We start from the raw sequence: 17,986 nt of genomic DNA, 5'->3' as shown, positions 1-17,986 counted from the left end.
TCAGGGTGCAGGCGCAGGGACATGTGCCCTCCGATCGGGAGCGGGTCGGTCGTGGGTGATCGCGCGCAGCCACATCTCGCAGCCGAGGGTGGTTTCCAGGTGGGCTTCGGCGGCGTCGTCAAGGCGTGGCCGCAGCAGGTGTTCGCGCAGTGCGGGCAGGTCGATCAGGCCGCGAGCGGCCAGGGCCGAGTCGGCGAAGTAGTCCAGCAGGTCGGGGACGTGCTGGCGGAGTTCGGGCTCGCCGTCGTCCTGGTAGTCGCCTTTGGTGGTGCGGTTGCGGATGAAGTCGGGGACGATGCCTCGCATCGCGTCCGCGAGCAGCGGTTTGTACCGCCACGGGGTGATGCGGTCCGACACCCGCACGGCGAGCGCGGCCTCGACGACGCGGTCGTCCAGGAAGGGCACGTCCAGCCGGAGCCCGGAGGTGGCGTACTCCCGTTGTACCTGCCGGCACAACGGGCCGGCGAGGCGCAGGTTGGCCAATGCCTGGTGCTGGCCGCGGTCGTCGGCCAGGGGCCGGACCTCGTCCGCCATGCTGTGCAGGTAGCGGCGGGCGGTGGCGATGGCATCGCCGTTGGCCCACGGGGCGGCGCGTGTCGCTGTCGTCCAGCCCAACGGCGGCGCGTGGGCCGGTTTCGGTGGCGAGGTCAGGTTGTCGGCCGCCTCGTGCCACCAGGAACTCCAGCTCCGCCGGTCGGTCAGGGCCGTGATGACGGCCGACCACTGCCAGCCGCCCAGCGCCCGGTAGATCCGCAGGTGGCGCAGAGCCGTGAGCGGAGCCCGGCGCAGGACGGAGTGGAGGTAGCCGGGGGAGCCGCTGAAGACCTCGTCTCCGCCGTGACCGGCGAGGTGCAGACCGGAGCCGTGGGCGAGGAGCACCTGCCGCTCGTAGGCGCTGTGGTTGAGGCCCCGGGTCATCGCCCAGGGCACCTCGACGTCGGGGGTGTCGTACGGCGGCGCGAACAGCGCCGGGCCGTCCTCGCCCCGCAGCTCCACGTGCTGCGCGTTGCCGAGCAGTCGTGCCGCCCGTGCGGCGAACGCCGGGTCGTCGTTGCGCGTGCTGCCGTCGGTCCACCGGAAGGTGAGCAGGTCGGGGGTTCGCTCGGCGGCGAGGAAGCAGAGGGTGGTGGAGTCCATCCCGCCCGACAGGTCCGCCGAAAGCCTTCCCCGAACGGGACGTCTGCTCGTCACGGCGTCGGACAGGGCCGCGCGCACGTCGGCTGCGCCTTGGGCCGACGGCAGCACCGGATCGGGAGCCCGCCACCACCGGACGAGCCGGGCCCGTCCTCCTTGGGACAGCACCACGTAGGAGTCCGGCGGCACCGATCGCACCGTGCGCCACCAACTCTTCTCGATCAACGGGTAGTACGCGTTCGACTGCACGACCGTGGTGGCCAGCAGGTCCTCCTCCACGCCCGCGTCGACCATCGTGGCCAGCACGTCCGCGCGGTCGCTCGCCACCGACACCTGGTCCCCGACCTCGGTGGTGAAGACCCTGCGCAGGTTGGTCAGGCTGCCCTGCATCCGCACCTGGCCCCCGACCGAGACGATCAGGTGCGCGCTGCCGGGCAGTCTGCGGGCGATCGAGTCGGCGTCGGCCACCGTGCGCAGCCGTTCCGCGCAGCCGGCCATCCAGCCGGGCGTGACCGGGCAGAAGCCGAAGACCGCGACCTGGGCCGACCCGGTGGTGGCCACTTGGAGCTCTCCCGGCGCCCACCTGCCGACCAGCCACGGCCGTCCGGAGGGGTGGAGCACCACGTCCGGTGTTTCGTACGGGACCCGGTACGCCGCGGCGGCTGCGCCCGGGTGATCGGGCAGTGCGACCAGACTGCTGGACAACCCCTGCATCGAGACCCCTGCCGGTCCTGAGAGACCCGATCCGGCGCGGTCGGCGACCCGGCGATCCCGGCCCTCCGACCGCGCCGCCCGGCTTTGACACGGTCATGTGGTGCGGCTGCTCCACTAGCTCTCGTGGCGTCCACGTCCGCGGTGGTCCCGGAGCCCGTGGACGAGCGCCCGCGTGTCCCTGGTGAAACGACCGACCACTTGTGCCGACGGTGTCTGGTATCGCTCCGGCAACGTCCTCTTCGTCATGGCATCCACCCTCTCGTCGATGTGCCCAGGCGGCGAAGAACCGCCCTCACCACAGTGGAAGGACCACCGGGGCCGCACAACTCGACCGCGCTCGCTCATCCCGTCGCACAACCACATCAGTGATCCCGGCGGGAGGAGCCACACTCCGTGACCGCCGTCGAGCCCTGCCGACACCAGGTCGAAGCGGCCGGCCCTGCCGCGGGACGCCGCTCCCGACTTCCCGGCCACGGCCGGCGGCAACGTCCAGTAAGGACGCGGAACGGGCCTCGGAAATCCGTGCGCCACCTGCATTCACCGTCGGGCTCCCGGACGTGTCACGGCGGAGTGGTGGCGGGATGGGCCGGTGGCCGGGGTGTGGCGGATCCGCCCACGATCCGGGTGAACTCCGAGTTGGTGCGGAGCAGGTCGGTGTAGGTTCCGGTGGCCTGGACGACGCCGTCGCGCAGCACCGCGATCCGGTCGGCGGACCTGATGGTGGACATCCGGTGTGCGATCACCAGCAGCGAGCATTCGTGGCGCAGGTCGGCCATGGTCCGGGTGAGCGCGGTTTCGTTGGCGGGGTCCAGGTGGGCGGTGGGTTCGTCCAGCAGGATCAGGTCGGGCTTGGCCAGGATGGCGCGGGCGATGGCGACGCGTTGGCGTTCGCCGCCGGAAAGCCGCACACCGCGTTCGCCGACCTCGGTGTCCAGGCCGGAGGGCAGCGCGCGGATCTTCGCGTGGAGGTTCACCAGGTCCAGGACGTCCCAGAGGTCGGGGTCGGAGGCGTCCGGCACGGCGTAGCGGAGGTTGTCGCGCAGCGTGCCGTGCAGGACGGGGGTGTCCTGCTCGACCCAGCCGATGCGGGCGCGGGTCGCGGCGAGGCCGAGATCGGTGGTGTCGTGGCCGTTGAGGCGGATGGTGCCGCTCCACGGCTCGTACAGGCGGTCGACCAACGCGAACGTGGTGGACTTGCCCGCCCCGGAAGCGCCCACCAGGGCGACCAGGGACCGTTGTGGCACCGTCAGCGACAGTCCGCGCAGCACCGGGGTGTGGGGTTCGTAGCCGAATCGCACGTCACGGATCTCCAGCACCGGCGCGGACTGCGAGGGTGCCGGCGGCTGCGGGTCGCCGGGTTGTTCGACGGGGAGGTCTAGTACTTCGCGGATGCGCCGGGCCGGTCCCTTGATCTTGTAGATCTCCGCGATGCCGTCGACGGCCGTGCCGATGGGCATCACGAGTTGGTTGGCGTACAACAACAGCGCCACGAGACTGCCCAGCGAGAGGTCGCCGCTCGCCACTCGTGACGCGCCGACGAACAGCACGAGCAGGAACGCGCCGTTCATCGCGATCTCCGACAGCGGGCCGATCGCCGCCACGAGCCGCGCGGTGCGCACGCCGGCGCGGTAGCCGTCCTGGGCGAGCCCGGTCATCGCGGCGACCTCGCGGTCCTCGGCCCGGTTGACGCGCACTGTGCGGATGGCGCCGAGGACCCGCTCCAGCTCGGCGGACAACGTGCCCACGGTGGTGTGCAGGGACACCGAGGCATCCCCGATGCGGGACGACATCGCGCCCAGCACGACGCTGCTGACGGCCAGCACGCCGACGACCATCACCATCAGCACCGGGTCGATGAACGCCATCACCACGGCGGTGGCCACCGCGATGATCACGCTGGTGACCGTCTGCACGACCGTGTTGGTCAACCCGTCGCGCAACGCGACGACGTCGGCCGACGCGCGTGAGATGAAGTCGCCGATCCGGTGCCGGTCGAACACCGGCAGCACGATCCGCACCAGGTGCGAGCACAGCGTGGTGCGCACCCGCAACAAGAACCTTTCCCCGGTCCGTTCCAGCAGGAAGTAGCCCCACGCGCCGACACACGCCTGCGCGACGAACAACCCCGCCAGTACGAAAGCCGGCCCCGCGACCGACCCGCCCCGGGAGACCGTGTCCACCAGACCAGCCGCCACGAGGGGCTGCGCCAGGCCGAAACCGGTCGCTACGAGAGTGAGCAGCACGGCACCGACAGCGGGCCACAACTGCGGCCGGGCGAGCCGCCGGAGCGACGCCGTCACCGGCCGACCCCGTCACCCGCAGGCGTGACGAACGGACCCGCGCGGACTCCCGCCGCGCGGCACGGCCTTACCGCGAACATGTCCCGACGGACGCGGGGAGGGCGTTGAGCGAGGCCCGCGAGGACACCAGCCGACCGCTGCTCACCGCACCCTGCAACGCACATCTGCCGCATCCGCCTCGAAGCCCACCTGTCCGCTGTGTCCCGCCATTGTGGATCTCACCTCGGGCTACCGCGCCCCGCACCCGGCCGACGGACCCGATCAGGTGGAATGGCGACCACCAGGCAAGATCAACGGCCGTGAACGAAGGGCAGGGCGACCTGACCGACGATTCGGCGGCGTGCGACGGTGCCGGCGGAGAGTCGACCGCGCAGCGATCGGTGCTCTCTCGTACCGATCAGGAACCTGGTCCCGTCCGTCGCCGAGCCGGTGCCCGGCCGCACGGGAAGTAGCCACTTTCGGGGGTCGGCTATCCGGCCCGCAACTGCCGCAGGTTGACCGTTCTCACCAGATGAGCCGTGGAGGAGGTGCACGTTCGGGCAACCCCTGGTGCCTGAACGTGTCGCGAGATCAGTCTTTCGTGGACGCGGTGTGCGAGCCATGGTCCGATCCTCCTGTTTCACCGTTCTGCCGTGAGCCGGGTCACCAGGAGTTCGCGGCCCGTTGCGCCGGCATCACTTCCGCGGGCGTCAGCACCCGATGTGGGGCCCGCTTCCCGTGTCGCTCAACGACTTCGCCGCGCGGGACATGCAGAGAACTGTCCACTTGGTAGAGCAGGGATGGTGTGGCTGGATGGGTACGAGAGGGAAGTACACCCCGGGCCGGATGCGGAGATGGAGCGTGGCCGTCACGGGCGCGCTCGCGGCGGCGCTGCTGGTCGCGCCGCAGACCACCGCACAACCGGTCACCCCGGCGGAGAACCCGCCGGGGTCGGGCGAGTGGCACACGATCACGCTGGTGACCGGCGACCGCGTCCGACTGCACGTGCGACCCGACGGGCAGCACGACACGATCTTCGCGCCGGGGCCGGGTCGGGAGGACGTCGGGTACAGCACCCGTACGGACCGGGGCCGGTTCTACCTGGTGCCGTCGGACGTGGCACCGCTGATCGCCGCCGATCGGGTCGACGCGGAGCTGTTCGACCTGACCGCGATGGTCGCCGACGGCCTCGACGACGCGCACAGCGCGCACCTGCCGCTGATCGTCCAGTACGACCCGGGTTCGGTCCTGGCCGCCGCGGTGGCACCGCCGCCGGGTGCGGCCGACGGGTTCGTGCTGTCCAGCATCAACGCCCGGTCCGTGGTGCAGCACAAGGACCAGGCCGGTGTGTTCTGGCCGGCCGTGGCCGGGGCGGGTGCGGTGCGGAAGGTCTGGCGCAACGGCAAGGTCACCGCCCTGCTGGACCGGAGCGTCCCGCAGGTGGGCGCGCCGCAGGCGTGGGCGGGCGGCTTCGACGGGACGGGCGTCAAGATCGCGGTGGTCGACACCGGCATCGACACCACCCACCCGGACCTGGACGGCGGGAAGGTCGTGGCGGAGGCCAACTTCTCCAGCGAACCGGACGCCTCGGACGGCAACGGGCACGGCACCCACGTGGCGTCCACCGCGGCGGGCACCGGGGAGGCGACGGCGGTGGTGCGCAGGGGAGTCGCGCCGGGCGCCGCGCTGCTCAACGCCAAAGCCCTCGACCGGCAGGGCAACGGCACCGACGACGCGGTGATCCGGGCGCTGGAGTGGGCCGCCGCCCAGGACGCGGACGTGATCAACATGAGCGTCGGCGGCGGACCGGCGACCGGTCCGGACGCGGTCTCGATGGCGGTGGACGCGGTCAGCCGGGACAGCGGCGCGCTGGTGGTGGCCGCGGCCGGGAACTTGGGCAACTTCGAGGGCACCATCACCAGCCCCGGATGGGCCGACGAGGCGCTCACGGTGGCTGCCGTGAACCACGAGGACGTGCTCGCGGACTTCTCCAGCATCGGTCCGCGCGGCGGGGACCTGGCCATCAAACCGGACCTGGTCGCGCCGGGCGTGGGCATCGTGGCGGCACGGGCGAGCGGCACCACCGGCAGCCCGATCGTGGACGAGCGGTACGCGCGGCGCTCGGGCACGTCGATGGCCACCCCGCACGTGGCGGGTGCGGCGGCGATCCTCGCGCAGCAACACCCGGCGTACGGCAACACCCAGCTCAAGGACGCCTTGATCTCCACGGCGCGGACCGGTGCCGGGATGAGCCCGTACGAGCAGGGCGGCGGTCGACTGGACGTCGCGCGGGCGTTCGCCCAGCGGGTGTACGCCGGGCCGGGGACGCTGAACCTGGGCTACCTGCGGTGGCCGCACCCGGCCGAACCGGTGAGCAGGGCCGTCACCTTCACCAACGCCACCGCGGCGGAGGTGACGCTGGACCTGTCGCTCCAGGTGACCCACCAGGACGGGAGCACGCCGCCGGCGGGGATGTTCACCGTCGACCGGCCGCGGGTGACGGTGCCGGCGGGCGGCACGGCGTCGGTGGCGGTGGCCCTCGACCCGGCGGCCGGGCCGACGGGGCGCTACGTCGGGTACCTGGTCGGCACCGGCGGCGACACCGTCGTGCACACCTCCGTCGGTGTCTTCGTGGAACCCGAGACGCACGAGGTGTCCGTCACCGCCGTCGCCCACTCCGGACGGCTCCAGGCGGCCAGCCGGGTCGTGCTCTGGAGCCCGGCGAGCGGCCATCTCGAGCAGTACGTGGAAGGCGACCGTCCGACGGTGACGTTCCGCGTGCCGCCCGGCACCTACACGGCGGTGGGTTTTCTCAGCTCGGCCGACGACTCGGGTGATCGCGTGACCGAGACGGCGTTCGTCGGCGACCTGGAGTTGGCGGTGACGGACGACACCGCCCTCACCCTCGACGGCCGAACCGCGAACCGGATCGTGGTCGACACCGAACTGCCCACCACGACCAACGGGGTGTCGCTGGGCTTCCACCGCGCCCTGGACGGGCAGGACGACAGCGACAGCCAGCTGACGCCCCGGAACGTGCCCGCCTTCGCCGCACCCACCGAGCCGGTCACCAAGGGGGACTTCGAGTTCTACAGCAAGTGGGACCTGATCGCCCCGCCGGACGACCAGGGCAGCCCGCCGGCCTACGAGTACGACCTGTTCCTGTCGGAGCGGCAGCGGGTGCCGGAGGTGCTGTCCTACCGCGCCGACCACACCAACACCGCCACGCTGGACACCTGGTACCGGGCCGACACCCCGGACACGCCGGGCATGGACGTGCGGTGGGCGGCGCGCCCGGACTACCGGCACCGCAAGGAGTTCCAGCGAACCGTGCCCAGGCCGGGGAAGCGGACCTACTTCGTCTCCGCCGGCGACGTCCGGTGGACGCACGAGGTGTGGATGACCCGGGCACCGGGTGACCTCGCCTCCTTCACCGGCGCTCCGACCTCCTACCGGCTCGGGGAGGTGCTGCGGGAGGAGTGGTTCGGCCGCCCGGCCGGGCCGGGTCCGCGAGGCCTGGTGCCACCCGCCACGCGCACCGGCGACACCCTGGACCTCCGCATCGCCCCGTACGTGGACACCGGGGGACACTGGAACAACCAGCTGGCCGCTCGCGATGTGCACCGGACCACGTTGCACGCCAACGGTGAGCAGGTCGTCGACTACAACGGCGTCCCCGGCCTGTCGGTGCCCGTGCGCCCGGACCCCACCACCTACCGCCTCAACTACACCAACGAGCGGTCGGCGCCCTGGTGGCAGTACTCGACGCGCACCGACACCACGTGGACCTTCGGCTCCAGCCGGCCGGCGGACGGGCGCACCGACCGCATCCCGTTGCTGGAGTTGATGTTCCGGCCGCAGCTCGACGAGTACAACCGGGCACCGGGCGGCGGTTCCTACGGCTTCCCCCTGCACGTGGGCCACGTGGCCGGCGCGACGGGCGCGCCGATCGCGTCGGTGACGGGCCGGGCGTCGTCGGACGACGGCCGGACGTGGAGCCCGATGCGGCTGCTCGACCTGGGTGGCGGCGACTACGTGGCCCAGCTCCAGCACCCCGCGTCCGGCGCGGTGTCGCTGCACGTCACCGCCACTGACACGGCGGGCAACGCCATTGACCAGACCATCATCCGTGCGTACGGGGTGGTCGGGTCGTAGTCGCGATCCGTTGCGTGCTCCCGGACGGCTTCGGCGGTTCGGGAGCACGCGACGGTGATTCGGTCCTCGCCGTGCGCGATTGAACCGCTGACCGGCCTGACGTCGTGCAACGCCGCCACCTGGGCGTGGTTGGCCCAGCCACACGGGGGTATGCCGTCGACAGGCTTACCGGATGTAGGAGGCACGGCTATGCACAGCACGACCACGATCGACCGACTGCGCACGGCGCTGGGCGATGTCGGGTACCCGGCCGCCAAGGAGCAGCTGGCGGACCACGCGTCGCGCAACAACGCCGACGAGGACACCGTGCACGCACTGCGCTCCATCCCCGAAGGCGTGTACGGGTCCTTCGACGAAGTGCTCCGAGCTGTGCCGGTCGATGAGCAGCGGGACGCCTGACGTCGTGAGCTGAGACCCGCACGTCCCAACCCGCCGACAGACCCGACCCGGGCAGTCGGCGCGGACACCTCGCCGCCGGCGGCGTCAGACTGTCGCCGCCGGCGACGACTTTCCACTGGGCAGGACGACAGGTGTTTCAGTCCGTGCTTCAGGCCGTTTGGTCACACCGGTGTCTGGTCATACCGGTGTCTGGTCACACTGGTGTCTGGGGTGCCTGCGCCGGGTCGCCGTGCCGGTCGCGCGCCGCGCGGAGCCGCAGGCGGTCCAGGAGCCTGATCGCCGGGGTCGCGGTGACGCCGTGGAGCACGATGGAGCCGATCACGACCAACCCGACCACCCGCCAGATCGCTTCCGGTTCGGCGAACTGCCCGGCCTGCAACGCGTACGCGACGTAGAACAGCGATCCGACGCCCCGCACGCCGAAGAAGGAGATGACGAATCGCTCGCGCGGTCCGGTTTTCCCGCGCGCCAGGGCGACGAGGCCGGTCACCGGCCTGACGACGAGGAGGATGAGCAGTGCCACCAGCACTTCCTGCCACCTGGTGCCCGCCAGCAGGCCGGTGACGGCCGCGCCGCCGAGCAGGAAGATGATCAACACCGTGAGCATCCGCTCGATCTGCTCGACGTACTGGTGCAGGACGCGGTGGTACCCGTGGGACCGCTCGCCCGCCCTGATCGTGCAGGCGCACACGAACACCGCGATGAAGCCGTAGCCGCCCACCAGTTCGGTGAGCCCGTAGGCGAGGAAGGTTGCGGCGAGCGCGACGAACCCCTCCGCGTGCTCGGCCAGGCGGAACTTCTCCGACGGCGCGGCGAAGAACAGCTTGCGCAGCACCCACCCGGCGAACAGGCCGACCAGGAGACCGGCGGCCAGCCGCCACACCACGTCGACGGCGAGCCAGTGCGGCAGCCACGCGTCCGGGGCCGCGCCCACGATGCTGATGGCGACCGCGGCGTAGGTGAACGGGAAGGCCAAGCCGTCGTTGAGCCCCGCCTCGGACGTCAGCGCGAACCGCGCCTCGTCCTCGTTCGACTCGGCGTCGTCGTCGGGGTTCTCGGCCGGCTCGGCGACCTGAACCTCGCCGGCCAGCACCGGATCGGTCGGCGCCACGACCGCCGCGAGCAGCACCGACGAGGCCACGCCCCACCCGAGCACGCCCCAGCCCAGCACCGCGATGGCGAGCACGGACAGGGGCATCGTGATGGCCAGCAGTCGCCAGGTCGTGGACCAGCGACGCAGGCCGACCGGCCGGTTGAGCGCGAGCCCCGCGCCCATCAGGGAAATGATCACGCACAGCTCGGTCAGGTGGAGCGTGACGGACCCGTGGTGCACGGGGTCGGGATCGGGCAGCGAGCCGATGGCCGTGAACGCGAGCGCGCCGGCGGCCAGGAACACCATGGGCATCGAGATCGGCAGCCGGTTCAGGAGCCGTGGGAGCAGAGCGGCCAAGAGGGTGGCGACACCGATACAGGTGTAGGCCACGGCACCGGAACCCGTCACGACACTCCTCTCGGCGCGGGCCGGTCCGATCATCGGCTGGCCGCCATCCGGCGGTTACCCGGCTGTGGTGACGCCAACCCCCGACCGGGCCCGGTCCCGCGACCGGCCGGACCTCCCTTCGAGTTCCGACTGGTCACTCACAGTCACCAAGGTGGTGGATCGGGTGCTTCCCCGCGGCGGACCGCTCGCGGAACGCCGGGCACGATCGCTGGGCCCACCGCTGCGCCACCGCGCCAAGCACGACCTCCACTGAAGGGGCCGTTACTCGGTGCCTACGCGGTAACGGCTACTCGGTGACGCACGAGATCCAGTACTTGCCGCCCTCGTGGTGCACGCCGTGCGTCTCATTGGCGAAACCCGGGAAACGCTGGTCGAACGCCTCCAACACGCGCAGGTACCGGAGCAGCGGGCCGTCCGGAGGGCCGACGCGCTCGCCGGGCACCAGCACCGGGATGCCGGGCGGGGTGGTCGTGACCTGGGTGGCCACCACGCGGTCGGCCAGCTCGGCCAGCCCGACGAGTTCGGTCTCGCCGCGGATGAAGTGCTGGTAGGCCTCGGCCGGCGTCATCACCGCCGTGGGCGGCGTCGGGCTGGTGAACGCCTCGTTGAGCAGCTGCACGACCTTGCTCGCGGCCAGGCTGTCGTGCATCTCCTCGCACAGCTGCGGCAGCGTCAGCCGCCCGTACCGCTCGGGGTGCGCCTTCACCAGGTCCGGCAGCACCTCGGGCAAGGGTGCGTTGTCGTCGTGGAGCTGCTTGAAGTCGGTGAGCGCGTCGAGCAGCGTGCCCCACTTGCCCTTCGTGATGCCCATGGAGAACAGGACGAGGAAGGTGTAGACGTCCGTCTTCTCGACCACGATCCGGCGGGTCTCCAGGTAGGCGGTGACCACCCGGGCCGGGACGCCGAACGCCGACACCCCGCCGAGCGCGTCGACACCGGGGCAGGTGATCGTCACCTTCACCGGGTCGAGCATGCAGAACCCGGGTTCGAGGCCGGGGAAGCCGTGCCACTCGGCGTCCGGCTCCAACGTCCAGCAGCGCGGATCGGTGCGCAGGAGGTCGAGCGGTGCCCGGTGGAACTCGACCCGCTCACCGGTGCCCGCGTCGGTGACCTCGCCCGGCTGCCAGACGCCGAAGAACCACGGCGGCCGGTCGCCCGCGTCGGCGAGCCTCCTGCCGAGCCGGACCATCGCCTGCCGGAACCGGACCGCCTCGGTGATCGCCTCGCTGGTCAGCCAGTTCCCGGCCGGGCCGTCCATCATGCCCGCCGCGACGTCGCAGGAGGCGATCATCGGGTACAGCGGCGACGTGGTGCCGTGCATCATGTACGTCTCGTTGAACCGGGTCGGGTCGAACGGCGCCTTGCTGCCGGACTTCACGTGGATCATCGCCGACTGGGACAGCGCGGCCAGCAGCTTGTGCGAGGAGTGGGTGGTGAACACCGTGGGCCGCTGCGCGTCCGGCAGCCCGTCGCCGTCGACCGCCATCCCGTAGCGGCGGGCGTAGAGCGGGTTGAACCGGCCGTAGGCGAACCACGCCTCGTCGAAGTGCAGGGTCCGGGTCGACGCGCCCAGCAGCTCGTTGACCCGGACGGCGTCGTAGCAGAGGCCGTCGTAGGTGGAGTTGGTGATGACCGCGTACGCCGGGTCGGGGCTGACCGCGCCCGCCGCGATCGGGGTCCGCTCGACCTGCGCCCGGACCGCGTCGGCGGTCAGGCGCTCCGGCGGGATGGGGCCGGTGATCCCGTAGCCGTTGCGGGTCGGCACCAGGTACACGGGGCGCGCGCCGGTGAGGATCACGCCGTGGTTGATCGCCTTGTGGCAGTTGCGGTCCAGGAGCGTGATCTCGTCGTTGGCCACCGCGCTGTGGACGATCATGCGGTTCGACGACGACGTGCCGTGCAGCACGAAGTAGGTCTCGTCGGCGCCGAAGATGCGGGCGGCGTTGCGCTCGGCCTCGCCGACGGGGCCGGTGTGCTCGAACAGCGAGCCGAGTTCACCGACGGACACCGAGATGTCGGTGCGGAACAGGCGCTCGCCGTAGTAGTCGTAGAACGCCCGCCCGACCGGGGACTTGAGGAACGCGATGCCGCCCGCGTGGGCCGGGGTGTGCCACGAGTACGGGTGCGTGTCGTCGAACCGGCGCAGTTCGCGGAAGAACGGCGGCAGGACTTGGTCGAGGTACTGGTGCGCGGCGAAGTCGACCCGGCCCGCGATGAAGTCCGGGGTGTCCTCCAGCAGCCAGATCCACCCGTTGATCACCTCGGAGACCCACAGCGGCGTCTCGTCGTCGTACTCGCCGGTGGTCAGCAGGAACACCGGCAGCCGCGAGGAGAACCGGTCCAGCAGCATCCGCAGCACCCCGCCCGGGACGGCCGGGTCGGTGTCGGCGGACTGGAGTGCACCACCGACCAGTTCCCAGCTCATCACGGCGGCGGCGAGGTCGGCCTGCGAGGTGACGGCGGAGGCGGCATCGGTGGTGGAGTGCACGACCATCACTTCGTGCCCGCACTCGCGCAGGTGCGCGCAGACCTGCTCGACCTTCGCCGCCGGAACGGTGTTGTCGGCCGCCGACTTCTCCGTGACTATGAGAATAGTGGACTCGGTCACCCGCTCAGCCCCCTCACCCGAATTTCTTTCGAGCGTAATGAGCGGCGGGACGTACAGCGGCTTTGTCACTGAAACGTGGATCGCTCTCATTCGATCGTGTGATTTTGCGAGTAGGGGTATGCGACTTATGACCGGGTGTTTCCCGCCTCCGGGAGGCACGCCGTGATCGACTTGGACGGTGGCGTGGTGATCGGTAACGTCGCCGAGGTCGACGCGTTCACCGCACTGATCGGTTCGCGGTGATGGACTTCGCCTGGGATGTGGCTCTACTACCCCGTCCCGTGGATGGCGGGGCAGGTTAGGTGAGGTCGGGCCGGTGGCGGGTCACGAGCAACGCGATGTCGTCGGTGGCGGGTTGGTTGCCGACCAGGCTTGCCATGATCCTGGCGCAGACCGTGTCCGCGGGTCCCGCCGCGACGGCGTCGCACAGCTGTTCGAGTCGGCTGTCGAGGTCCACCCCGCGGCGTTCGACCAGCCCGTCGGTGTAGAACGCCAGCAGCGCGTCAGGTGGGAGGTCGAAGGTCGCGCTCCGGCGGCCGGTAACCGCCAGCTCGTACCCGATGGGCGGTCCGAGCGGGGCGTCGACGAGGCGGGCCGGTTCGTCGGGCACGACCAGCACCGGTGGCAGGTGACCGGCCAGCGCGAGGTCGACGCGGGTGGTGGCGGTGTCGATGACGGCGTAGGCGACGGTCGCCATGGTGTTGGCCTCGAAGTGGCTGGCCTTGCGGTCGAGCTTGCCGAGCACCTCCGCCGGTTCGGCGAACTCCAGGGCGTAGGCGCGCAGCGCGCTGCGCAGCCGTCCCATGACGATCGCGGCGGGCAGCCCACTGCCGACCACGTCACCGATGACCACACCGATGCGGTCGCCGGGCAGCGTGAACACGTCGTACCAGTCGCCGCCCACGCCGCTCTCCGCTCCGGGCACGTAGCGCGCCGCGAACTCCCAGGCCGGTGTGGTCGGCAGCAGGGCGGGCAGCAGGCTGTCCTGAAGCAGGGCCGCCGCCGCCAGCTCGGACCGCGAGCGGTGCAGGTGCGCCGCCGTGGCCAGCCGGTCCGCGGCGAGTTGGAGCAGGTCGACGTCCTCGTCGGTGAACCGGCGTGAACTCGTGCTGCCGATGTGCAGCACGCCGATCAGCCTGCCCTCGGCGACCATCGGCACGCCGAGCATGACCCGCAGACCGCGCTCCCACAGCAGCGGGTTGACCACGGTGGTGGGATCGACGTGGTCGATCTGCACCGGCTCGCGGCAGTTGGCGACCGCGCCGGCGAAGCCGGAGCCCACCGGTATCCGCACACCTTGGAGGACCTCTTCCTCCAGGCCGGTGGTCGCCCTGGCCACCAGGTGCCCGCCGCCGGAATCCACCAAGAGGACGGTGACGGTGTCGACCGAGAACAGCGACCGCACCTGCTGCAGCAACACGTCGAACAGCTTGTCCAGGTCAAGCTCGCGCAGCGCGTTGTCGGTGATCGCCTCCAGCACCTGCAACCGCCGGGCCAACCGCCGGACATCCGTCATCTGCCCACTCCGTCTTCGCCGCCGACACGCACCCCCAGGACAGCACGAGCGCGTGACAGGAGCCATACGAGCCGGTGCCGAACAGTTGGATGTGCCCATGACGGTAATACGGCCCGTAGACCAGTCCCACGCCGGCTCGGCGATCGGACGCCGATGCCGACCGCCTTCGTCCAGCAGACCTTCCCGCCTTCAGGGCTGCGGGGGTTCGAGGCGAGGGTGTGGCCGTCGTGGACCGCCGCGACCCTCCACCTCCCACGATGGCCGATTTTGCGGCGGCGGTATCGATCCGCGCTGGTGCGCTCGTCGGGATGAGTTCGAAGCCCTGCGAGCGAGCCCGTCCAGCGTGGTCGCGGTGATCTCAGGTGCGGTCATCCCGAGAAGTGGGAATGCCCGCAGTGGTGGCGTCGCGAAGATGAGCAGCCACACCGGCCGTATCCCGGAACTGTGCGATGCCGGCTGGTCTACGACCTTCTGGCGCGCTACCGGCAGGAGCGTTGGGCAGGTCGGGACTGCGCCTCGATCGCCGATCTGACGACGTTGCCGACGCGTGGAAGCAGCGTCTGCGCGCGGTGACAGCGAAGGACGGCCCGACCCGTGCCCGCAGGGCCTGTGAGGTCAGAAACCGGGGTTCACCCAGTGCGCGGAGATACGGGTGCGCCCGTCGCCGTTGCTGATGATGCCGACCGTGCCGTCTTTCCCGATGCGGTAGCCGTGCAGCGTCACCACGTCCCCGGCGGCGAACGTGCGCACGAACGTTAGCCCGATCGTGTGCTGGACGACGACCTCGTTCGCGTTGACGTACCCGCCTGCGATCGCCTCGGTGCCGGGGACGCGCACGCCGTTGATGAACGCCGCCGTGGTCACGTACAGCGAGGCGGCCTTTGTGGAAAACCCAGGCTCGTCCATGTGGAGTAGCAGACCTCCCACATCCCGGAGGAAGGGATCTTCAGGTCTGGAATCTCGGAGAGGTTCTCATAGATGCGTTCCGTGCCGGTGAACTTGCGTGGAAGAACTCCACTAGAGTCGATCACCACCGCTCTTCGTCATGCGAGGGACAGATGTCACTGACCGATGTCGTGCAGGTTCGGGGGGTCTCGCACCGCTATGGCGACGTGGAGGCACTACACCGACTGGAGCTGGATTTCCGCTCCGGTGTGACAGCGGTATTGGGGCCTAATGGGGCGGGTAAGAGCACTTTGCTCGGCTTGTTGTCCACGGCGTTGCGCATTCAGCGCGGCTCGGTGTCGGTGGGCGGTGTCGACAGTGCTCGTGACCGCAGGCGTTATCGCGATCTGCTCGGGTTTTTGCCTCAGCACTTCACCATGCCCGGAAACCTGACGGTGGCGGAGTTCCTCACTCTCACGGCCTGGCAACGGATGGTGCCGCGCCGGAAACGTGCCGATGCGGTCGACGTCGCCTTGGCGGCGGTCGACCTGTCCAGCCGGCGGGACCAGAAGATCTCGACATTATCCGGCGGCATGCACCGGCGCGTCGGGATCGCGCAAGCCGTCGTGAACCAGCCCGAAGTGCTCCTGCTCGACGAGCCCACGGTGGGCCTCGACCCGCGGCAGCGTCGGGTACTGCGCCATCTGATCGTCTCCCTGGGCAGGCAACGGGCCGTCGTGCTGAGCACCCACCTGACCGAGGACGTGGCCGCCGCTGCGGACCGGGTCGTGGTGCTGGACGAGGGAGAGATGCGCTTCGACGGCACAGTGGAGGAGTTCACGGGCGGCCGGGGCAGCGTCGCTGCCGACATCGACACCGCCTATGACGCACTCGTGGAAACCGGTGATGACCGGTGAGCCCGCTGTCGATCGCCCTGCGTCGGGGCGCCGCTCCGATCGCCGTGCCCGTCATGGCCCTCCTGGGGCTCTACGCGGGCACTCGGGGGGACTCCTGGTTCGTGGATTGGGGGTGGGCCTCCGGGCAACTCCAGCAGCACGGCGTCCTGTTGGTCCCCCTGACCGCGGCCATCGCGGCCTGGGACGCCTCGCGCGACCGTCGAACCGGCACGCCCCTGCTGATCCGGACGTACTCGCGCCCGCAACTGACCTGGCTGCTGCTCAACGGTGCGGGCGCGCTCATCGCCGGCATGATCGGGTGGACCATGGCGTTCGCCACCATCGCGATGAATGTGCGCGGTGGTGGCGGGCCGTACTGGTCGGTCGTGCTGCTCGGGCCGCTGTGCATCGTGGCTTCCGTCCTGCTAGGTGCGGCGGCCGGTCACTACCTGCCCCGCTATCTCGCTGCCCCACTGGCGGCGGTCGCTGTTTGGCTGGGGCTTGCCTTCGGTTCCACGAGCGCCGATCCGTTGATCGCCCGGTTGAGCGCGGTGAACCGCGAGTGCTGCGATGTGGCATCGCAGCCCGTTGCCGTGACAGTGGCCGGGCAGTGGTTGTGGATCCTAGGCCTGGGGCTGGTCGGCCTCGCCGTCCTCGCCCTGCCCCGGGTCGTCGTGGTCGCCGTCGTCGCGGCGCTCGCCACCCTTGTGGCGACCACCGCCGTGGCCATGATCCAGAGCACCGACGGGCAGTTGACCGAGGCCCGATCGGCCACCGCCGAGAGCTGTGCGACGCGCGACGGCATCACGGTGTGCATGTGGCCGGAGCACGCCGCCGACGTCGACGCCTGGCTCACCGCAGCGGCCCGATTCCGCGACGCGTTCACCGATATCGCCCCGCCGGCACCGCTGTACCTGGAGAACGGCTTGCGGCCAGGGGCCGACGCGCCGCGCGTCGGCCCCACCCGCCCCACGACAACCGACACCGACCTGGTGATGTCCTTGGCGCAGAACCTGTTTCCGGTACCGCCCGCCTGCGCTGCCGTCGAGGGCGGTTCCCGAGGTTATCCCGCTGCCGAATCGAACGTCCTGCTCAACGCGTGGTTGATCCATCGGGTCAGGCCGGAGGAACCCGCCGCCCGGCTGGTGCCGCCCGACTACGTCGCCGACCTCGACCGCCTGATCCGCAGTCCGGCGGAGCGCCAGCGCGCGTGGTACACGGAACTGCTGGAAGCGCACCGCGATTGCGCCACGCCCTCGCCGGCGCTGCCGTCGTGATCGCCTGGCTGTGGCTGCGGGCACATCGTTGGCCGACTCTGCTGGCCACGTCTTGCGCCGTGGCCGTCGTCGGGGTGGTGTTCGGTGGTGACCACGTCCCGATCCCGTCCCTGTCGTCGGCACGGCAGATGAGTGTCCCGTTGGGTCAGTTGTTGCCGCTGATCCTCGCTTGTGCAATCGGATCGCACAGCCGACAACCGACCTCGCTGTTCCGCGTGACACCACGACTGCCATACGTGCACCGTGCTGCGGTGGCAGGCGTGCTGCTGATCACCGCGGCAGCCGCGACGCTGCTCGTACCGAACATGATGACCGCGTTGCGTAACACCTTGGGACTGACCGGCATGGCGCTGGTGACCGCCGTCGCGGTGGGTGCCACCCGCAGTTGGACGTTGCCGCTGTTCTACTTGATGTGCTGTCTGCTCTTCGGAACCCGCATACGCGCGACGGCGAACGGTGAATCCGGACCGCAGTGGTGGGCCTTCGCCATCGCGGACCAATCAGATCGCACCGCCACAACGCTGGCCATCCTCGTTTGCCTTCTGGGGCTGGTGCTGTTCGTGATCTTCGGTGCCAAGGAGGAGGCCGCCGTCCGCGAATGAAGGCCGCTGCTGCGTCACCG

11 protein-coding genes are annotated in these 17,986 nt (G+C 70.6%); 5 read left to right on the top strand and 6 right to left on the bottom strand.

Annotated features, from left to right (window positions below):
- Together BN6_RS26075 and BN6_RS26070 are read right to left on the bottom strand one after the other, a co-directional pair.
- Entirely contained in the window at nt 1–1,848 is a 1,848-nt protein-coding gene (locus BN6_RS26075) for an asparagine synthase-related protein (protein WP_015102765.1), read from the bottom strand.
- Nucleotides 1,849–2,408: 560 nt separating this feature from the next.
- Nucleotides 2,409–4,148 carry an ABC transporter ATP-binding protein gene (locus BN6_RS26070; protein WP_015102764.1) on the bottom strand — a complete coding sequence of 580 codons (1,740 nt, stop codon included), beginning with the start codon at nt 4,146–4,148 and terminating at the stop codon, nt 2,409–2,411.
- A 792-nt stretch (nt 4,149–4,940) separates the two neighbouring features.
- Here BN6_RS26070 and BN6_RS26065 point away from each other — a divergent pair.
- Complete coding sequence (locus BN6_RS26065) at nt 4,941–8,282, top strand: S8 family serine peptidase (protein ID WP_015102762.1); 3,342 nt, start codon at nt 4,941–4,943, stop codon at nt 8,280–8,282.
- 189 nt (nt 8,283–8,471) lie between these two features.
- The gene (locus BN6_RS26060; protein ID WP_015102761.1) at nt 8,472–8,681 is read left to right on the top strand and encodes a DUF2795 domain-containing protein; all 210 of its coding nucleotides are present in this window, start codon (nt 8,472–8,474) and stop codon (nt 8,679–8,681) included.
- A gap of 193 nt (nt 8,682–8,874) precedes the next feature.
- On the opposite strand, the gene BN6_RS26055 is transcribed toward BN6_RS26060, so the two are convergent.
- The 4 genes from BN6_RS26055 to BN6_RS26040 all read right to left on the bottom strand — a co-directional run bounded on the left by BN6_RS26055 (nt 8,875) and on the right by BN6_RS26040 (nt 15,212).
- Nucleotides 8,875–10,182: a cation:proton antiporter gene (locus BN6_RS26055; RefSeq protein WP_015102760.1), complete on the bottom strand. Its 1,308-nt coding sequence runs from the start codon at nt 10,180–10,182 to the stop codon at nt 8,875–8,877.
- Between the two features lie 286 nt (nt 10,183–10,468).
- Nucleotides 10,469–12,790, bottom strand: a complete 2,322-nt coding sequence (locus BN6_RS26050; protein WP_231904748.1) for an Orn/Lys/Arg family decarboxylase — start codon at nt 12,788–12,790, stop codon at nt 10,469–10,471.
- A 298-nt stretch (nt 12,791–13,088) separates the two neighbouring features.
- Nucleotides 13,089–14,306, bottom strand: a complete 1,218-nt coding sequence (locus tag BN6_RS26045; protein WP_015102758.1) for a PP2C family protein-serine/threonine phosphatase — start codon at nt 14,304–14,306, stop codon at nt 13,089–13,091.
- Between the two features lie 615 nt (nt 14,307–14,921).
- The gene (locus BN6_RS26040) at nt 14,922–15,212 is read right to left on the bottom strand and encodes a hypothetical protein (RefSeq protein WP_015102757.1); all 291 of its coding nucleotides are present in this window, start codon (nt 15,210–15,212) and stop codon (nt 14,922–14,924) included.
- Between the two features lie 152 nt (nt 15,213–15,364).
- Between BN6_RS26040 and BN6_RS26035 the strand changes: the two genes are divergently transcribed.
- Genes BN6_RS26035 through BN6_RS26025 form a run of 3 tightly spaced genes read left to right on the top strand, consistent with a single transcriptional unit; the run spans nt 15,365 to nt 17,966 of the window.
- Nucleotides 15,365–16,108 (top strand): ABC transporter ATP-binding protein, encoded by a 744-nt coding sequence (locus BN6_RS26035; RefSeq protein ID WP_015102756.1) that lies wholly within the window; start codon nt 15,365–15,367, stop codon nt 16,106–16,108.
- Nucleotides 16,105–17,364: a DUF7224 domain-containing protein gene (locus BN6_RS26030; RefSeq protein WP_015102755.1), complete on the top strand. Its 1,260-nt coding sequence runs from the start codon at nt 16,105–16,107 to the stop codon at nt 17,362–17,364. Before BN6_RS26035 ends, BN6_RS26030 begins: the two co-directional genes overlap by 4 nt.
- Complete coding sequence (locus BN6_RS26025; protein WP_148303018.1) at nt 17,361–17,966, top strand: hypothetical protein; 606 nt, start codon at nt 17,361–17,363, stop codon at nt 17,964–17,966. The genes BN6_RS26030 and BN6_RS26025 overlap by 4 nt, the downstream gene beginning before the upstream one ends.
- Nucleotides 17,967–17,986 lie beyond the last annotated feature (20 nt).

It is taken from the genome of Saccharothrix espanaensis DSM 44229 (genome assembly GCF_000328705.1).
Taxonomy (GTDB): Bacteria; Actinomycetota; Actinomycetes; order Mycobacteriales; family Pseudonocardiaceae; genus Actinosynnema; species Actinosynnema espanaense.
The sequence above is the reverse complement of the archived record's forward strand: the minus strand, read 5'-3'. Positions and strand labels throughout refer to the sequence as shown.